Below are 18,584 nucleotides of genomic sequence, written 5' to 3'. Positions count from 1 at the left end.
GTTTTGCGAATATCACCCCAGCGGGTCCTCCATTAATCTGAGATAGACACAAACATTCGAAAGGTTGGAGGGTAAGGTCAATGAGAAGAAGAACGCTATCCACGAGTTTGATCATTTTGTTATTAGGCACGATGCTCATGGCTTGTTCGTCCGGAGGCGGCAATGCGGGCGAAACCAATAAGGGAGAGGGAGCTGCGGGAACGAACCCTAGCGGTACAACCGAAGCGGAGGCAGCAACTTATCCGATCCAAACGGATAAGAAGCTTACGTATTGGGGCGAGATTAACGGCAATCTGATCGGGGTCAAAAATTCGCACAGCGAAATTCCGTTTTTTCAAAAATGGCAGGAGAAAACCGGGGTTCCGCTGGAATTCACAGCTCCGCCTACGGGTCAGGTCCGAGAATCCCTGAACGTCATGCTCGCTTCCGGGGATTTGCCGGACATGATTGAGTACAACTTCATTGGAGACTTTCCGGGGGGGCCGGAAAAAGCAATTAATGACGGTTACATCCTCAAGCTGAACGATTTGATCGACCAATATGCGCCAAACCTGAAAAAGTACCTGGAGGAGAATCCGGATATCGACAAAATGGTCAAAACCGATAGCGGCAGTTATTATGTATTCCCGTTCATCCGCGGTGATGAGTACCTTCGCGTCTTCCAAGGACCGATCATCCGCAAGGATTGGCTTGACGAGCTGGGTCTTCCGGTTCCGGAAACGATAGATGAGTGGACGACAACCTTACGGGCGTTCAAAGAGAAGAAAGGGGCAGCCGCTCCGTTCTCGGTGGTGAGCAAGCCAAGATTTTTCAATGATTCCGGGAATGGTGCCTTTATCGGGGCATTCGGCGTGAATCGCGGATTTTACCAGGAAGACGGGCAGATCAAATTCGGCCCGGCCGAGGCCGGTTTCAAAGAGTATTTGAAGTTGTTCCAGGCTTGGTACAAGGAAGGACTCATTGACAAAAACATCGCAACAGCCGATACCAAAGCCGTTGATGGAAACATGGCGTCCGGCGCTACCGGGGCTACCGTCGGGAACGCCGGGGGAGGCATCGGGAAGTGGCAGCCGCTGGTGGAGGCAAACGATCCGGATGCGGTCCTAGTAGCAGCCCCGTACCCGGTGCTGAATAAGGGCGACGTGCCGAAATTCGGCCAACGCAACCAAGGCTATGCCTCGGAGGGGACGGTCGCCATCACGACTGCGGCGGAGGATCCGGAGCTTGCCGTTCGCATGCTGGATTACGGCTACAGTGAGGAAGGGCATATGTTCTTCAACTTCGGTGAGGAGGGCGTCAGCTACAATCTGGAAGGCGACGATCCGAAATTCACGGATCTGTTAATGAAGAACCCGGATAAACTGGCTCCGGCCCAGGCGATATCGCTGTATGCCCGCAGCAGCTATAACGGACCGTTTGTCCAGGACAAGCGTTACGCGGAGCAGTTCTTTGCCTTGCAAACCCAGCGGGACGCGATTGAAGTGTGGAAGAATACGGATGCAGCCAAATACAGCCTGCCTCCGATTACACCAACGCCGGAAGAGAGTTCTGAATACGCAACGATTATGAACGACATCAACACGCTTGTGGATGAGATGACCATCAAGATCATTCTGGGGAACGAATCGGTGGATGAATTCGAAGGTTATGTGGCCAAAATGAAGTCGCTGAATCTCGATCGTGCCATCGAGATTCAGGCCGCAGCGCTGGAGCGTTACAACAACCGGTAAACAATACAAGGGGAGGGCGCTCCTGCCCTCCCCATTTGAAACGAGGTGAAACCCTACATCATGAACGATCGTCAGTCCTTCAAGAGCCGGTTCATCCGGGACTTCGTGATGAACAAGTATTTGTACATCATGATGATTCCCGTCATCGGCTATTACCTTATTTTCCATTACGGTCCGATGTACGGCGCGATCATTGCCTTCAAAGACTATTCTCCGATGAAGGGGATTCTGGAAAGCGATTGGGTCGGACTCAAGCACTTCGAGGAATTCTTCAACAGCTATTATTTTCTGCGCGTCTTAAAGAACACCATTCTCATCAGCCTGTATACGCTGGTCTTCGAATTCCCGGCACCGATCATTCTGGCGCTGTTGATCAATGAAGTGCGCAAGAAGAAGTTCAAACGGGTCGTCCAGACGATAACCTACATGCCTTATTTCATATCACTGGTCGTGATCTGCGGCATTATTACGGACTTCACCAACGCCGACGGATTAATCAACCGGCTGTTCATGATGCTGGGATACGACGGTCAAGCCATGCTGCAAAAGCCGGAGCTGTTCAGGCCCATCTACGTCCTATCCGAGATATGGCAGCGTATCGGCTGGGAATCCATTATCTACATCGCCGCGTTGATGAGCATCGACTTGGAGCAGTATGAGGCCGCTCGCATGGATGGAGCGAGCCGCATCAAGCAGATGTTTTACATCACGCTTCCGGGTCTCTTGCCCGTCATTACCATCATGTTCATACTTCGGATGGGCAATATGCTGAACGTCGGATTCGAGAAAATCATTCTCCTCTATAATCCGGTCACGTATGAAACGGCTGATGTCATCTCTTCCTTCGTGTACCGCAAGGGATTGCTGGAATTCGGATGGAGCTACAGCTCCGCGGTCGGTTTGTTCAACTCGGTTATCAATCTGGTGCTCCTCATTTCGGCGAATTACATCAGCCGCAGGGTGAGTCAAAACAGCTTATGGTGAGGTGGTAATTTTGAAGAAGGAAAGCGGTTGGTTCGATCGGATATTTAATGTCGTTAATTATACATTTCTGATTTTGCTTGTCATTGCCACGTTGTATCCGCTGCTCTATGTATTGTTTGCGTCATTCAGCGACTCGTCACAGCTGTTGGCCAACAAAGGGTTATTATGGAAACCGATCGGCTTCAGCCTGGATGCCTACAAGAGCGTCCTTGCGAATCCTGGCATCGGCATCGGCTTTCGGAACACGTTGTTCATCGTGGTGTTCGGCGTCATCGTCAACCTCTTCATGACGGCTCTTGGAGCTTATGTGCTGTCCCGCAAAAACGTGATGTGGAACAAAGTGTTCATGTTCTTTATCGTATTCACGATGTTTTTCGGCGGCGGGCTGATTCCGTTGTATTTAATCGTAAAAGGAGTCGGCCTGCTGGATTCCTTGTGGTCAACGATTCTGCCGTTCGCCATCAGCACGTTCAATCTGATCATCATGCGAACGTCCTTCATGGGCATCCCGGACAGCTTGGAGGAATCGGCCAAGATTGATGGAGCCAATCACTTCACGATTCTGTTCCGGATCATTATTCCGTTATCCATGCCTGTCATTGCTGTAATGATTCTGTATTATGCGGTGGATAAGTGGAACGGCTGGTTCTACGCATCGGTGTTTATCAAGAGCCGCGAGTTGTTTCCGCTTCAATTGGTGCTGCGCGAAATCCTGATCGCCAATTCCACGGAGAGCATGTCGGCCGGCGCATCGGCGGGGGATCGGTTCCAGATCGGGGAAACCATTAAGTATGCAACCATTATGGTAGCTACAATACCGATTCTGTGCATTTACCCGTTCTTGCAGCGATATTTCGTCAAAGGCGTCATGGTCGGATCATTGAAAGGTTAATCCCCTGAATCGTTTAAATCGCATGAAGGGTGAGGAGGTCTAGCATAAATGAATAAGGTAATGGAGAATAGGCAGGAAGTTTGGAACCAGATCAAGAGCAAAACGGATCGAATGCTGGAGGCGATCGGAGACAAATCTCCGCACGCAGCCGGTGCGAACGGCATCTACGACAACATGAGGCTCGATTGGTGGACTTCCGGCTTTTGGCCGGGAATTCTATGGATCGTATACGATATGACCGGCGATGAGAGATACAAGAATGCAGCTTGGGATTGGGATGCACGACTGTCAGAGCGCTTCCTTGAGAATCACTATTTCGACCATGATGTAGGCTTTCAATTCCTGCCGACCGCAGCGATCAAATACAAGCTGACGGGAGATGCGGATGCCGCCCGGCGCGCTTTGTTCGCAGCCAATTTTCTGGCGGGCCGGTTCAATGCCCAAGGCAGTTTCATTCGGGCGTGGAACGGCGATAAGCACGGCTGGTCGATCATCGATACCATGATGAACCTGTCCTTGCTCTTCTGGGCATCGGAGGAAAGCGGCGATCCCCGGTTCGCTCATATCGCAAGAGCCCATGCGGATATGGTGATGAAACAATTCATAAGGGAAGACGGTTCCGTCCATCATATCATCCGGTTTGACCCGGTGACCGGTGAACGAGCAGAAGCCATCGGAGGACAGGGGGCAGCGCCGGATTCCGCTTGGAGTCGGGGTGCGGCATGGGCACTTTACGGTCTAACGAATACGTATAGATATACGGGAGACCCGGCCTATCTGGGAGCCGCGCAGCGCGTCGCTGACTTCTTCATTTCCAGCCTGTCCGACCATGTCGTGCCTCCTTGGGATTTTCGGGCGGGGCAAGAAGGAGAAGAGGACATTCCACGGGACAGTTCGGCCGGCGCAATCGCCGCATCGGGACTGCTGGAACTTGCGCACGCACTGCATGAACTGGAAGGAGGGCTGTACGGGGCTGCAGCAAGACGCATCTTATCAATGCTGCACGAATGTTACGGAACTTGGAACGACCCTAAGCATGAAGGCATTCTGCGCGAAGGCACCAGCCATAAACCGGCAGGGCAGAACGTGAACGTGTCCCTCATTTACGGCGACTATTTTTACGTGGAAGCTGTTGCGAAATTAAACGGCTGGCAGCATCGAATATTCTAATCACGCATGGCACCGGAATGAATCCCTGCCGGTGAGCATAGGAAGCCCGTTAGGCGTTCGCCGTCTATCCGGGCTATTTGTGCTGTGGCTGTGGCACATCCGATTGACGGATCGTCTTTTTGTCAATCGAATTGAACTTTTTATCTATATGCCAAAGCAAGCTCTTGCCGTATAATAAACACCTGATCTACACACAGACAATATACGAGGATATGGGTGATGAGCTGTTGCTGAGCATTCAATATTTATGGCAGAAACGGGAAAGCATTATCGTGACCTGGCTCGTATCGTACAGTGCCGTTCTGTTTGTCCCGATTCTGATCAGCCTGGTCATTTACGCGCAGGCAAACGATACGCTGAAGAGCGAAATTCATCGGGCAAACGATTCCTTGCTGAAGCAGATGCGATACACCATCGATACGCAGATCGATCTCATGAAGCGGCTCAACATGGAGATGACGTGGAGCCCGACACTTCAAACGCTGATGTATTCCAATCAACCGGCTAAGGAAGCCCCCTATACCGCTTACCAATTGGTCAAGGAGTTTCGCTTATATAAAACGTCTTACGCATCCATCGACGAATTCTATGTGGTGTGGAAAAAAGACAACTCCGTTCTACGTTCAGGCAATATCCGGGATATGAAAACGGCATTCCATACGATACATAATACGGGAGCGCTAGCTTATGACGCATGGAGGGAACGGATCCTCGGCGCGGGAACGAATCAATTTATGCTCCTGCCGCATCTGAATGCGGCTCCGGCCGAATCTTCCATCGCTTACGTTACTCAGCTGCCGCACGATCTGAATGGACAGGAGACCGGAACGGTCGTGGTAATGGCGGATACCGGCCGGTTTCAGGAAGCGATTGAGAGCATATCGGGTTTTAGCGGCGGGACGCTGATGATCCTGAATCAGCACAACGAGATACTGATGAGCAATCGACCGGGATCGGAGGAGATGATGCCCTTTATGGACGGAAGCCGGGTTCTGCTGGATCAATCGAGGGCCGGCGAATCAGAGCTGTTTTACATGGACTCCTCGGTGTCGGATTTGAAGTATGCCTTAATCATCCCCAGCGGATTGTACTGGGAAAAAGCCGTCTATGTCCGAAATTTCACCTATATCAGCATATTGGTAAGCCTGATCGGCGCCGGCGTGCTGACCTGGTTCTTCATGCGTCGGAATTATTCGCCGATCCAGCAGCTCGTGGAATTGTTGAAGGACAAGGGCACGCAGAACGTGCCCGCTGAACGCAACGAGCTTCGGTTTATTCAGAAGGTCATCATGAACACGAGATCGGAGAATAACGAAATTGCCCAGCAGCTGCAAAAACATCAGCATGTGCTCCGGTCCAATATGATCAACCGGCTGTTAAAAGGAAAGCAGGACACGCTGGTTCCTTACGAAGAAGCCTTCCGATCCTTTCAAATGCCGCTCCATTCCAGCGAATTCGCCGTCATTCTGTTCGTGATCGAGAATGAGGAGAATCTGTATGCAAAGCTGCCGGGCATTGATATCAATGAAAGAAATAAATTGATCTACCTCATCATCTCCAACGTTGTGGAGGAGTTATCCCTTCAGCAGGGCCATGCCGGGTACGTAGCCGAAGTAGACGATATGATGGTCTGCCTGGTGGATTTGAAAGCGGATTCTCCCGACAGGCATCACGATTTGCATACCATTGCGGCGGAAGCCCAGCGTTTCTTGGACCGGTATGACATGGAATTGACGGTCTCCATCAGCGGACTACATTCGTCATGGATCGGCATTGCGGAGGCCTATCAAGAAGCCGTCGATGCGATGGAATATAAAATGGTGCTCGGCAAGAAAGGTATCATTACCTATAAAGACATTCGAAGCGATGCATTAGAAGAAGATTCGTTCGGGTACGATTATCCCCTTCAGGTGGAGCAGCAGTTGATTAACTTCATTAAGGCCGGAGACATCGGCCAGGCTAGCGCCTACATGCAAGAGATCACGCAGCGAAATTTCGATAAGCCGGTGATGTCGCTGACGTTGGCGAGATGTCTTATATTTAATCTCGTCGGCACGATGATCAAGACCATGAATGAGCTGGGCGACAGCGAGAACAGTACATTGGCCAACTATTCGCAGCGGATTGACGACATCCTAGCTTGTGACACCATTCAGGAAATGCAGACAGCCTTGCAGGCTCTGCTTGAGGAAGTTTGCGCTTACGCCGCAAAGAAGCGCGTAAACAACGTATCCCAAGAGCGGGAGGACGCCATCCGCCATCTCGTCGAGCAGGTTACGTCATACATTGCGTGCAATTATGATGATGCGAATTTGAACGTCAACGCGATCGGCGAGCATTTCGAACTGAAGGGCAGTTATTTGTCCAAGCTCTTTAAGAATCAAACAGGCGAAGGCCTGCTCGACTGCATTCATAAATATCGGATCCAACAAGCCAAAGAAATGATCCGGCACAAGCAGGAATCGATCAACGAAATATCCCGCTTGGTCGGTTATAACGATGCGGCGACTTTTATCCGGGTATTCAAGAAATACGAGGGCATTACGCCCGGCAAATACAAAGAGATCCATTAATGAAGGGAGAAGGCATGCGTATGAAGCTGCAGAGAGAATGCTCACGGATAGCATTGATGGTTGTATTCATTGCGCTCACCAGCCTGTTGACGGCATGCGAACAGTCAGGAACGGATTCGGTCGATAAGACCAGTAACCGATCGGCTCCTTCTAAACAGCAAGCGCCCCACATTCCTGCTATGAATGAACAGTTGACATTAACGTACTGGGCAGAGCTGAACGGTAATGCCGCAAGCATCAAGTCCAGCTTCAACGAAGTGCCTTTCTTTCAGGAGTGGCAGCACCGAACCGGAATCAAGCTTCATTTCATCCAGCCGCCAACCAACCAAGCGAAAGAAGCGATCAACGTCCTGCTTACTTCCGGAGAGCTGCCGGACATGATTGAATACGAATGGATCAACTACCCGGGCGGGCCGGAGAAAGCGATCAATGACGGCTATATTTTGCGGCTGAACGACATTATCGATCAATACGCACCCCATCTGAAGCAGTACCTGAACGAGCATCCGGATATCGACATGCAGATCCGGACGGCTAACGGGAGTTATTACGCTTTTCCGTTCATTCAAGGAGACGACGAGCTGCGTACCTACCAAGGCCCGATCATCCGTAAGGATTGGCTGGACGAGCTTGGACTTAAAGTGCCAACGACGATCGACGAATGGCATACGGTCTTGACCGCTTTCAAGGAACGGAAGGGTGCTGAAGCACCGCTGACTTTCCTGGGCGTACCGAATCCGCTGTTCGGCATCGAAGGCGGCGGCTTTATCGGAGCTTACGGTATCAAGAAAGGGTTTTACCACGAGGACGGCAAGATTAAATTCGGAGCCCAAGAACCGGAATATAAGGAATTTCTGACGTTGTTCCGCGATTGGTATGCGGAAGGCCTCATCGATAAAAATCTGGCTGCGGTCGATTCCGAAACGCAGGATATGAGCATGATCATCGGCCGCAGCGGTGCAAGCATATGGAATGCAGGCGCAGGCATCGGCACCTGGCTGCCTATTCTGCAAGGAAACGACCCATCGGCGGAGCTCGTTGCGGCGCCTTATCCTGTCCTGAATAAAGGTGACCGACCGAAATTCGGCCAGCTCGCCCCAGCTATAGGCTCCATCGGGGGAGTCGCAATCTCCAGCAACAGCCAGCACGTCGAGGAGGCGGCTCGCATGCTGGATTACGGTTATGGGCCGGAGGGTCATTTGCTGTTTAATTTCGGCATCGAGGGAGTCAGTTATGTGATGAAGGACGGCTATCCCGCGTATACCGACACCATCTTGAAGAATCCCGATAAGCTGGCGCCTGCCCAAGCTCTCGCGATGTATACCAGAGCCAGCTACTTCGGCCCGTTTGTGCAAGATACGCGTTACATGGAACAGTACTATAATTTGCCGGAGCAGAAGGAGGCGGTTCGATTATGGTCCAGCACAGATGCGGCGCTGCATAGCTTGCCAACACTGCCCAAAACCGAGAAGGAAAACACGGAAATGTCGGTCATCATGCAGGAAGTGAACAAGGTTGTGGATGAGATGTCGCTGAAGATTATTTTTGGCACGGAACCGGTCGAATCCTTTGATATGTTCGTGGAACAGATGAAGTCGCTCCAAATCGATCGCGCCATACAGATCCAGCAGCAGGCTTTAGATCGCTATAATCAGGCCGTTTCTGCCAGGTAAAGCCCGTCAGTGGAGGAAATGGGCATCGGAATGTAGTTTTTGATCATAGGACCCGATTCGTCCATGCCCTACAATCAATGGTGAAATACCGACATGGCTTTGCCGTGAATCTGCTGAGCAGCGATGGGAGGTGCAAAACACAGGTTGTTGTAACCGTTCACATCCGAATAAATCGTAATCAAGGAGGAGAATGAGGCAATGAGAAGAAAATGGCCCTTCCTAGTGTTGGCGCTGACGTTAGCTGTTGGAATGTCCGTACCGGCAACGAATGAGGTTCAGGCATTGATGAAGGATCAACAACCATCGCAAGGGAGCGCAAGTGAGGGGATGTCATTGGACAAGGATGGCAGAAGCCGACTCTATCCTAAGAACTGGTATCCGGGATATCGAGATGAGCAGGGAAGATTTTTGCATGACTTTTCCTATGCCGGTTATCAGCGCGGGGAAGAAGAGATTCCAAGAACGAAAAAGAACAAGCGGATCGATGTGACAAAAGCGCCGTATCATGCGGATTCGTCCGGCGGCAGCGATTCGACGGCGGCTATTCAAAAAGCGATCGATGACGCTTCATTGCTTGGTGGAGGTGTCGTGTATCTTCCAAAAGGCACTTATCGGGTGGCGCCGCAGCCCGGTAAGGATTATGCATTGAACATATCGGCAAGCCATGTTGTCTTGAAAGGCGACGGCATGAACAAGACCCATATCTATAATGCGCAGGAAAACATGAAGAACAAGGATATCATCCGTGTCAGCAGCGGAGATTGGAAGAAAACAGGGGCTGCCACGAAGCTTCGAAAATCCCTTACCGATCCCACCGCGCTCTTGCCCGTTGAGGATACCAGCGGGTTCGCGGTGAACGATTACGTGGTGATCACGTTCGAAACGACCCCGGGTTTCTTGTCTGAACTCGGCATGCAGAACAAATGGTCTTCCCGTCTCGGCAAGGTAGAGCCGTTATTCTACAGGCAAATCGTTGCCGTGGATTCCGCGAATAAAACCCTAACCCTGGATATTCCTACCCGGTATCCGTTGAAACTCCGAGACCATATTACCATTAGCCGGACGGAAGATCCGATCGCCGAAATCGGCTTGGAGGATTTCTCGATAGCCAACGTTCAGAATCCCAAGCCGGGGCTTGGCGAGGATGATTTCAAGGTCATCGGAACGGCCGGATATGAAAGCGACAATGCCAAAGCAATTAATGTCGTGGCTGCGGCCAACAGCTGGATTCGGAATATCAGCACCTATAAGCCCTCCGGCAATACAGACTATCATATTCTGTCCAAAGGGATCATACTGGACCGAACCAAAAATGTCACCGTCGATAATGTGACGATGCAGTACCCGCAGTACCGGGGGGCAAACGGGAACGGTTACTTATATCAGTTCATCGGCAATGATAATCTCATCAAAAACAGCAAAGCGGTTGGAGCCAGACACAGCTTCACGTATGCCAACTTCTCCGCGAACGGGAATGTCCTGCAGGGTGCATACTCTGAGAATCCTTCGCTGCTGACCGATTTCCACATGTATCTCAGCATGGCGAATCTCATTGATAATCTGGTCGTTAACGGTGATGCGATATCGGCGATTACACGAGACTACGGCTCATCGGAGACCAACCGACATGGTGTCGTTACCACAGAGAGCGTATTCTGGAATACGTCCGGCCAGGCGGCGCACCGGAGCAAACCCGGCGTCATCGTAGAATCAGAGCAATTCGGTAACGGATACGTGATCGGAACCAAAGGCAGCGTCACAGGCGTGAACGTCCATATTGTCGGTTCCATTCCGGATGCTAACACGCAGCCGTTTGATATGGCTGAGGGAATCGGCGAAGGAACACGTCTGTCGCCACAGAGCTTATATCAAGACCAATCGAAGAATCGAATGGATCAGATCAACCTGGGCTTGCAGTCCCTGCTGATTGATGGAGAGGCCATACCAGGCATGCAGTTCTTAAGAACGGAGTATGCGCATACGCTGCCATATGGAACAACGGAGCCTCCCGTCATTGCAGCAACGCCTTTTTCCAAGGATGCTAAAATCAGCATTAGGCAGCCGAGCGGAGCTGACGGCACAGGCGAGATTATCATAACGTATCGCGGGCATACCCGGAAAGTAAAGGTGAATTTTAATGTAGCGGCGACGCCGGTCTTGCCGGAGAATATCTCGATTACACCGAACAAAGCCGTTCCGGGGTGGAGAGTCGCCGGAAATGCAATTAGTGCCGGGCGGAGCGGTGAACTGGCATCCTATCTCACGCTTGATAACGGGGAAGTGGTCCAAATCTCGGATTTGAACATTCCCGTAACGTACGCATCAAGTGATGAAACGATCGGACATATGGAAGGGAATACATTCCACGCAACGAAAGCAGGCATGGTCGACATCATTGCGAGATGCGTTTTTCAAGGCGTGACCGTTGAAGCACGTGAACGATTCGAAGTCAAAGAACCGATGGTGGAACCGGATGGACCATTGGCCGCTGTAGCAAAGGTAACCGCTAGCGCTGACGACGGCAACCTGCCGATTCACACGCTGGACCGCGACCCGGATTCCAGGTGGTCCGCGGATGGCAAAGGGCAATATCTGCAGTTGGAGCTGGAGCAGCCAACGCTGGTGGATCAGGTCAGCATTCTGTTCTACAATGGGCATACGCGATCGAATGCTTTTGATCTCGAAGTATCAACCGACGGAGTCAACTACCAGAAGGTGCTCAGCAGCGTTTCCAGCAAGAAACAGGCAACATACGAAACCTTTGCCTTTGCGCCGGTTCAGGCGAAATACATTCGTTATGTCGGTCAAGGGAATGAGATCAACACCTGGAACAGCATCGTCGAAATTTGGGTTCATGGAGAATAGTCTGAAGAGGGGCATCCCGCTGTGCTTATGCAGCAGCGGGATGCCCTTTCCCTTGCGTATATGCCGGGTATAGGATATGCCGAAGCTAGGAAGTACGGGGTAAACCCGAATGGAGAAATCGGATCTGCACGCGCGGGTCTTTTTGCGTTTACGGACGCTTAATAAGGGGGGAAATCAGTGCCTTTTGGTCTACTGACTACGCGCATCAATCTTTGATATATTGGATCATATCTGAAGGGAAGAAAGGGGGAAAATGCCGGTGAAATCCGTTTCGGGAGAGAAGGCAGGGCTGTTGTTTCGATTTTTTATACCGTATGCCGTCATTCTGGTAGGCTCCCTATTGGTTGGATGGTTTGCTTATGGGAAAACATCGGAGCTGATTGAAAACGAGACGGTAAAGAGCACTTCTGCGGCACTGCAGCAAATTAAGGAAGCGCTGGATCAGCGATTTGCCGAAATCGAGAACATCGCACGGCAGATGTCGAGCGAATCCAAGATCCAATCCTTTCAATTCGAGAAAGAACCATTTGCCGGCACAGGCCCATACCGTCTGTGGGATTTGGAAAAGAGCTTGTTTAATTACAAACTGTTTAATCATTTCATCGTGGATTATTACATCGCGTACAAGAACAGCAGCATGGTCATCTCTCCCCGCAAGGTGTATACGTCAGACCAGTATTATCGTTTGCTGCTGCGTTATGAAGGCCAATCGTCAAGCGAATGGAGGCAAGCATTGTTCGGGCAGTATCATTATAAAACGTATACGCCGGGACATTCGGTTGTTTATGAAGGCAAACCATACTCCGTCGTGAGTTATATGCAATCCTTCGGGAACAAAAGCAGCAGCGGGGTCGTTACGGTCCTGATTAACAATAGGCAGATCCAGGACATGCTCCGCAAAGTCGATCCGGAACAAGAGGGCTTTGCCTATATAGCCGATCCTAATGGAAACCTGATCAGCTCCATCGGTTTGAAAGAACAGGATTTCATGAAAGCGCTTCCCATAAAAAGTGGCGATACCCATATCCGATGGGATGAACAGGAGATGCTTGTTACGCAATCCACATCCGAGTACAACGGATGGAGCTATGTATCCGCCCAGCCTAAATCCGTGGTGCTCCAAAAGGTATATTATATCAAGCAGCTGACGTTAACCATCTTCGTTACAGCTCTGCTGCTGGGGTTAGGCGTAGCGGGTTATTTGGCATATCGAAGCAGCAGGCCGTTCCTCAAAATCCTTCAGCTGCTGCCTTCAACCCGATCGGAAGCAGCTCACGCTGCTTCGCGTAACGCCGTTGATTATATCGGCCATTCCGTTTCCGAGCTGGTTGAAAGCCATGATTCGCTGAAGGAACGGTTGGAAGAGCAGATTCCGATGCTGCGAAACGTTCTGGTTGACCGTCTTTTGAAAGGGGGCTTCACGTCGATGCAGGAGCTGGAGGCTGCCATGGAACACGCGCAGGTCCAGCTTCGGGGATCTCACCATGCGGTGGCGCTGCTTCATATTCGAGGTTACCATGAGCCATTCATGGAAGAGATGCTGATGGAGCTCGATATTGTCAAAATCAACATCCGCGACCGGATTCAATCATTATGCGGAGAAGGGGCGCTGCTGCATGACTTTGGAGAAAATCAATTGGTTCTGGTCCTGTCGGGAACGGCAGCGGACAAAGCGGAATTCACGATAAAAATGCGTGCACATCTACAGTCGATTTATGAACATTTGATTGGAATTTCCGGCACGGGCCTGTACATGGCCGTAGGCGAGTTCCGGTCCAATATTGCCGAGCTGTATCGTTCCTACGGAGAGGCCAAGTTTGTTCTGCATCATGCGGGATGGAGCGAGAAGTCTCCTATCTTTTTTCATGCCGAGATGGAAATGCCGGCCTTTTCCTATTATTACCCGGCAGACGAAGAGATGCGGTTAATCCAGCTTGTGAAGGCCGGCAATCTGGATGAGACAAGGCAGCTTTTTCGGCAGATCAAAGAGAAGAACAAGTCGGATCGGCTAATGCCTATGGCCGTCGAGAAGCTCCTTGTCCAGGAGCTTAGCGGTACCCTGATGAAGTGCAACGAACAGACAGGGAATGATGGAAGCCACAGAACGGAGGAAACGGATGCCGTCATCCGAGCGTTAAATCCCGAGGTATCCCCTGCTGAAGCCATGAATATTCTCTATGCCGCTTTCGTTCGCCTCTGTCAGAAGAACGAGGAGAGGAAGAAGAGCCATAATGCTCATTTAACGAACCGGCTGCTGAGCTATATCGAGAAGCACTATGGGGAGAGCGATCTGAGTTTATCCGCGCTCGCCCGGGAAACCCACACTTCCGAAGCTTATGTATCGTACTTCTTCAAGGAGCAGACGGGTTTGAATTTCTCGGAGTATCTTGAGAAGCTCCGAATGGATGAGGCAAAACGGGAGTTGGCGACAAGCGACAAGCCGGTCAGCGACATCGCTGCAGCTTGCGGCTATTTGTCACTCAACACCTTCAGCCGGGCGTTTAAACGCGTAAACGGGATAAGCGCCACCGAGTACAGACGCCTTCACCGGGCCGGAGATTATGCTTAATCTAAAGAAATGCGTACTACCGGATTGATGAATAACAGCCCATTCTAAAATTCTGAATAGTCGACCGGAAACATGAAGATTTACGCGATCAAGCCGGCTGTATATACTCCAATCACGGACCGGATCGGGACGAATCCCATTGAAGATTGGAGTGGTAACTGCTGAGTGGCTGGAAGAGTATCGTCCGCAGCTGGCAATTGTACGCGCTTTTTTTGCTCCCGTTATTGTACATCATCATATTCAAGTATGTGCCGATGTACGGCGCGCAGATTGCGTTTAAAGAGTTCAATGTCACGAAAGGAATCAACGGCAGCCCATGGGTCGGATTTGCCCAGTTCGAACGTTTCTTCCAATCGCATGAATTTTGGCGTTTGCTTAAGAATACGTTCTCGATCAGCTTATACACGCTGATAGCCAGTTTTCCGTTTCCCGTTCTGCTCGCGCTTGGTTTGAATTATGTAAGAAACCGGCGTTTCAAGAACACCGTCCAGATGGTTACATACGCGCCTTATTTCATCTCTCTGGTCGTATTGGTGGGCTTGATGCTGCAGTTTATGGACCCGAGAACGGGACTCATCAATACGATGCTCGGTTGGATCGGCGCAGGTCCGTATCATTTCATGGCGGAGGCCTCGTGGTTTCAGTCGATCTACGTGTGGTCCCATATTTGGCAGAACGTCGGATTTTCCTGCATCATCTTTTTGGCAACGCTTTCAGGCATTGATCCGGCACTCCATGAAGCAGCCGTCATAGACGGCGCTTCGAAGATGCAGCGAATGCGCCATATTGACCTGCCGGGCATTATGCCCATCGCCATCATTCTGCTCATTTTGAATACGGGTCAAATGCTGGAGACCGGTTTCGAGAAAATCCTGTTAATGCAGAATGCGCTGAATTTGCGATCATCCGAGGTCATCGACACGTATGTGTACAAGGTTGGGCTGGTATCCCAAGCGATGAATTTCTCTTATGCCACGGCGATTGGCTTGTTTAAAGCGATCATCGGCTTCGTGCTGCTGCTGATCGTGAATCAGACGGCCAAAAAGCTGAAGCAGGAAAGTCTTTGGTAAGGAAGGGGGAACATGTATGCAATCACCTGCCATGAAGGAATCCGGCTCGGACCGCGTTTTTACGGTGGTGAACTACGTCATTTTATCCGTTTTCTTAATCGTTGTGTTATATCCGTTGATTTATGTCGTCAGTGCTTCGTTCAGTTCCAGCAGCGCGGTTTTATCGGGAAAGGTATGGCTGTGGCCCGTCGAACCGACGCTCGAGGGGTACCGTGCGGTGTTCAAAAACACGATGGTCGCCAAAGGCTTCATGAACACGCTGTTCTATACGCTGGCAGGCACCTCGATTAATCTCATTCTGTCCGTCATGGCGGCTTACCCGCTATCACGCAAAGATTTTCGGGGGCGCGGCCTGTTCATGCTGCTGTTTGTGTTCACGATGCTGTTTAATGGGGGACTGATACCGACCTACCTGCTGGTGAAGGATCTCGGCATGATTGACACGGTATGGTCGATGCTCATTCCCGGCGCGCTGTCGGTGTGGAACGTCATCATCATGCGGACCTACTTCCAGACGACAATCCCTACGGAATTGCTGGAGGCTTCGCAGCTGGACGGCTGTACGGATTTCCGGTTCCTGTGGCGCATCGTGCTGCCGCTTTCGGGTCCCATCCTGGCCGTTATCGCTTTATTCTATGCCGTTGGGCACTGGAACCAATATTTCAACGCCATGATCTATTTAAAAAGCGCGGATTTGTACCCGCTGCAGCTGGTGCTCCGCGACATTCTGGTGCAGAACGAGGTCAATATCGAAATGCTGGGAGACGCCAAAACCGCGGCGGCTCGGCAAGGGCTGCGGGAGCTGCTGAAATATTCGCTGATCGTGGTGACATCAGTTCCGCTGCTGATCGTTTATCCGTTCCTGCAGAAGTTTTTTGTCAAAGGGGTCATGATCGGTTCGTTAAAAGGATAATACATCCATTATTTCAGGAGGGCGGGACGTTATGAGAAAAAGAACGCGAGTTATTATGGGTGCTATCACCACATTCAGTATCCTTCTTGCAGGCTGTACCGGGTCACAGGGCCCGAACGGCGCGGATGAAGCACAAAATACGGGTACCGAGGCAATCGCATTATCCGAACCGGGAACCTATCCGCTGGTTCAAGAGAAAACCACTTTGAAGGTGATGGTGCGGGGAAATCCGCTGGTTGAGAATTTCGAAACGAACGATTTCACTAAATGGTACGAAGAAAAAACGAATGTGCACATCGAGTGGGAGGTCGTTCCGGAGCAGAGCATGCAGGAAAAGCTGAATCTCGTTCTTGCCAGCGAGGACTATCCCGATGTCATCCTGGGATTGAACATATCGCCGGCGCAGCAGATGATTTACGGCTCGCAGGGCGCCTTTCTTCCGTTGAATGATTTGATCGAGAAGCAGGGTCCGAACACCAAGAAATTGTTCCAGGATAATCCGGAGATCCAATCCACGATTACCGCGCTGGACGGCAATATCTATGCGCTTCCGGAAGTGAATGAATGCTACCACTGCTCCATGAGCCAGAAAATGTGGATTTATGAGCCTTGGCTGAAGAAACTCAATCTGAAGATGCCGGAAACCACCGATGAGCTGTACGAGGTGCTGAAGGCCTTCAAAGAACAGGACCCGAACGGAAACGGAATCCAGGATGAGATTCCGCTGTCGATCTCACCGAAATCCTGGAGCTCCTCCATCGATGCGTTCCTGTTGAATTCTTTCATTTATAATCCGGTTTACGGCTCAAGTTACAAGCATATATTCATAAAAGACGACAAGCTCGACGTCGCCTTCAACAAACCGGAGTGGAGGGAAGGGTTGCGGTATATGAACAAGCTGTATGCCGAGGGACTGCTCGCTCCGGAGTCATTCACGCAGGATGACAATCAGCTGATCCAGATCGGAGAGAATCCCGATACGGTCATTCTGGGTGCTTCAACCGGCGGCCACCAGGGTATATTTACCCAACTCCTCGGCGAAAGCGGCAGATGGTTGGAATATAAGACGGTGCCGCCGCTCAAAGGACCGAACGGCGTTCGCTATGCGGCTCTCGATTCCACCGGATTAAACCCGGGTGCGTTCGTCATCACGAAAAAGGCCAAGCATCCTGAGCTTGCCCTGCGCTGGGCAGATGGCCTGTACGAACGGGAACATACGCTGCGCAGCGTCTATGGCCGTCCGGACCAGGAATGGAGGGAAGCAAAGGACGGAGAGGTCGGCATCAACGGGGAGCCTGCGGTCTGGTCTGAGCTAAAATCATACGGTACGGTGCAAAATATTGCCTGGATTCAAACCGGCCCGAGTTTGCGGACAAATGATTTCCGCCTGAGCGCCGTTGCCAAAGGAGACGACGATCTGGAAGTCGTATTGTACAACGAGACGAAAAATAAATACGAACCTTACAAACCAACCGATGTCAGCACCGTTCCGCCGTTGTTTTTGACAAACGAGCAGGCGTCCGAGGTAGCGGATCTGTCCAAAACGATCAACGATTACGTGGATGAAATGATGGCACGCTTCGTGATTGGCGATGCCGATCTGGATAAAGACTGGGACAGCTACGTGAAGCAGCTGGAGGCCATGAATGTGGCCCGCTATCTGGAAATCTACCAGGAAGCTTACGATGGAAGAAGCAAATAAAGGAGGTATCATTCAATGAGGGTTGGTGTGAGCACCTACAGCTTGCTGCCGGCTATCCGTGCAGGCGAGATGACGGTGCTGGATGTGGTGGATTGGATCGCGGAGAACGGCGGACAGCACATGGAGATCGTGCCCTATGGTTTTACGCTGGAGGACAATCCCGGACTTGCCGATGCCGTGCGTGAACGGGCGGCCGAAGCCGGCATCGCATTATCCAATTATTCCATGCCCGCTAATTTCGTCCAGGAGAACAGGGACGACTTCAATGCGGAAGTCGAACGGATCAAGCGCCACGTGGATACGGTCAGCCGGCTGGGAATGAAGCATATGCGGCATGACGTAACAGCGTTCACGCTGCCGCCGGAGAAGATGGGCATCGATTACGTGGAAACCCATTTGGACATGATCGTGGAAGGCTGCCGTCAATCGCGGATTACGCTGCC

At 51.2% G+C, this 18,584-nt stretch carries 11 protein-coding genes and 1 pseudogene; all 12 read left to right on the top strand.

Features of this window, described 5'->3' with window-relative positions:
- Positions 1-80 precede the first annotated feature (80 nt).
- On the top strand, positions 81-1,730 hold the full coding sequence (locus HMPREF9412_RS04825; RefSeq protein ID WP_009590241.1) for an extracellular solute-binding protein: 1,650 nt from the start codon (positions 81-83) through the stop codon (positions 1,728-1,730).
- Between the two features lie 60 nt (positions 1,731-1,790).
- Positions 1,791-2,714, top strand: a complete 924-nt coding sequence (locus tag HMPREF9412_RS04820) for an ABC transporter permease (protein WP_009590236.1) — start codon at positions 1,791-1,793, stop codon at positions 2,712-2,714.
- A gap of 10 nt (positions 2,715-2,724) precedes the next feature.
- Positions 2,725-3,606, top strand: a complete 882-nt coding sequence (locus HMPREF9412_RS04815) for a carbohydrate ABC transporter permease (RefSeq protein WP_009590233.1) — start codon at positions 2,725-2,727, stop codon at positions 3,604-3,606.
- Positions 3,607-3,654: 48 nt separating this feature from the next.
- Positions 3,655-4,776 (top strand): glycoside hydrolase family 88 protein, encoded by a 1,122-nt coding sequence (locus HMPREF9412_RS04810; RefSeq protein ID WP_009590284.1) that lies wholly within the window; start codon positions 3,655-3,657, stop codon positions 4,774-4,776.
- A gap of 212 nt (positions 4,777-4,988) precedes the next feature.
- Positions 4,989-7,349: a helix-turn-helix domain-containing protein gene (locus tag HMPREF9412_RS04805; RefSeq protein WP_009590271.1), complete on the top strand. Its 2,361-nt coding sequence runs from the start codon at positions 4,989-4,991 to the stop codon at positions 7,347-7,349.
- A 20-nt stretch (positions 7,350-7,369) separates the two neighbouring features.
- Positions 7,370-9,022, top strand: coding sequence for an extracellular solute-binding protein (locus HMPREF9412_RS04800; protein WP_254664001.1), 1,653 nt, complete (start codon positions 7,370-7,372; stop codon positions 9,020-9,022).
- 198 nt (positions 9,023-9,220) lie between these two features.
- Positions 9,221-11,887 carry a discoidin domain-containing protein gene (locus HMPREF9412_RS04795; protein WP_009590252.1) on the top strand — a complete coding sequence of 889 codons (2,667 nt, stop codon included), beginning with the start codon at positions 9,221-9,223 and terminating at the stop codon, positions 11,885-11,887.
- 253 nt (positions 11,888-12,140) lie between these two features.
- Positions 12,141-14,456 (top strand): helix-turn-helix domain-containing protein, encoded by a 2,316-nt coding sequence (locus HMPREF9412_RS04790; RefSeq protein ID WP_009590212.1) that lies wholly within the window; start codon positions 12,141-12,143, stop codon positions 14,454-14,456.
- A gap of 197 nt (positions 14,457-14,653) precedes the next feature.
- On the top strand, positions 14,654-15,526 hold the full coding sequence (locus tag HMPREF9412_RS04785; protein WP_009590226.1) for an ABC transporter permease: 873 nt from the start codon (positions 14,654-14,656) through the stop codon (positions 15,524-15,526).
- Positions 15,527-15,542: 16 nt separating this feature from the next.
- Positions 15,543-16,439: a carbohydrate ABC transporter permease gene (locus tag HMPREF9412_RS04780; RefSeq protein ID WP_009590217.1), complete on the top strand. Its 897-nt coding sequence runs from the start codon at positions 15,543-15,545 to the stop codon at positions 16,437-16,439.
- A gap of 31 nt (positions 16,440-16,470) precedes the next feature.
- Entirely contained in the window at positions 16,471-18,141 is a 1,671-nt protein-coding gene (locus HMPREF9412_RS04775; RefSeq protein ID WP_009590213.1) for an ABC transporter substrate-binding protein, read from the top strand.
- 15 nt (positions 18,142-18,156) lie between these two features.
- A pseudogene (locus HMPREF9412_RS04770) lies at positions 18,157-18,584 on the top strand (sugar phosphate isomerase/epimerase family protein); the annotation flags it as partial.

Origin of the sequence: Paenibacillus sp. HGF5 (assembly GCF_000204455.1) — a bacterium.
Taxonomy (GTDB): Bacteria; Bacillota; Bacilli; order Paenibacillales; family Paenibacillaceae; genus Paenibacillus_AQ; species Paenibacillus_AQ lautus_A.
This window is presented reverse-complemented; position numbering and strand designations above follow the sequence as displayed.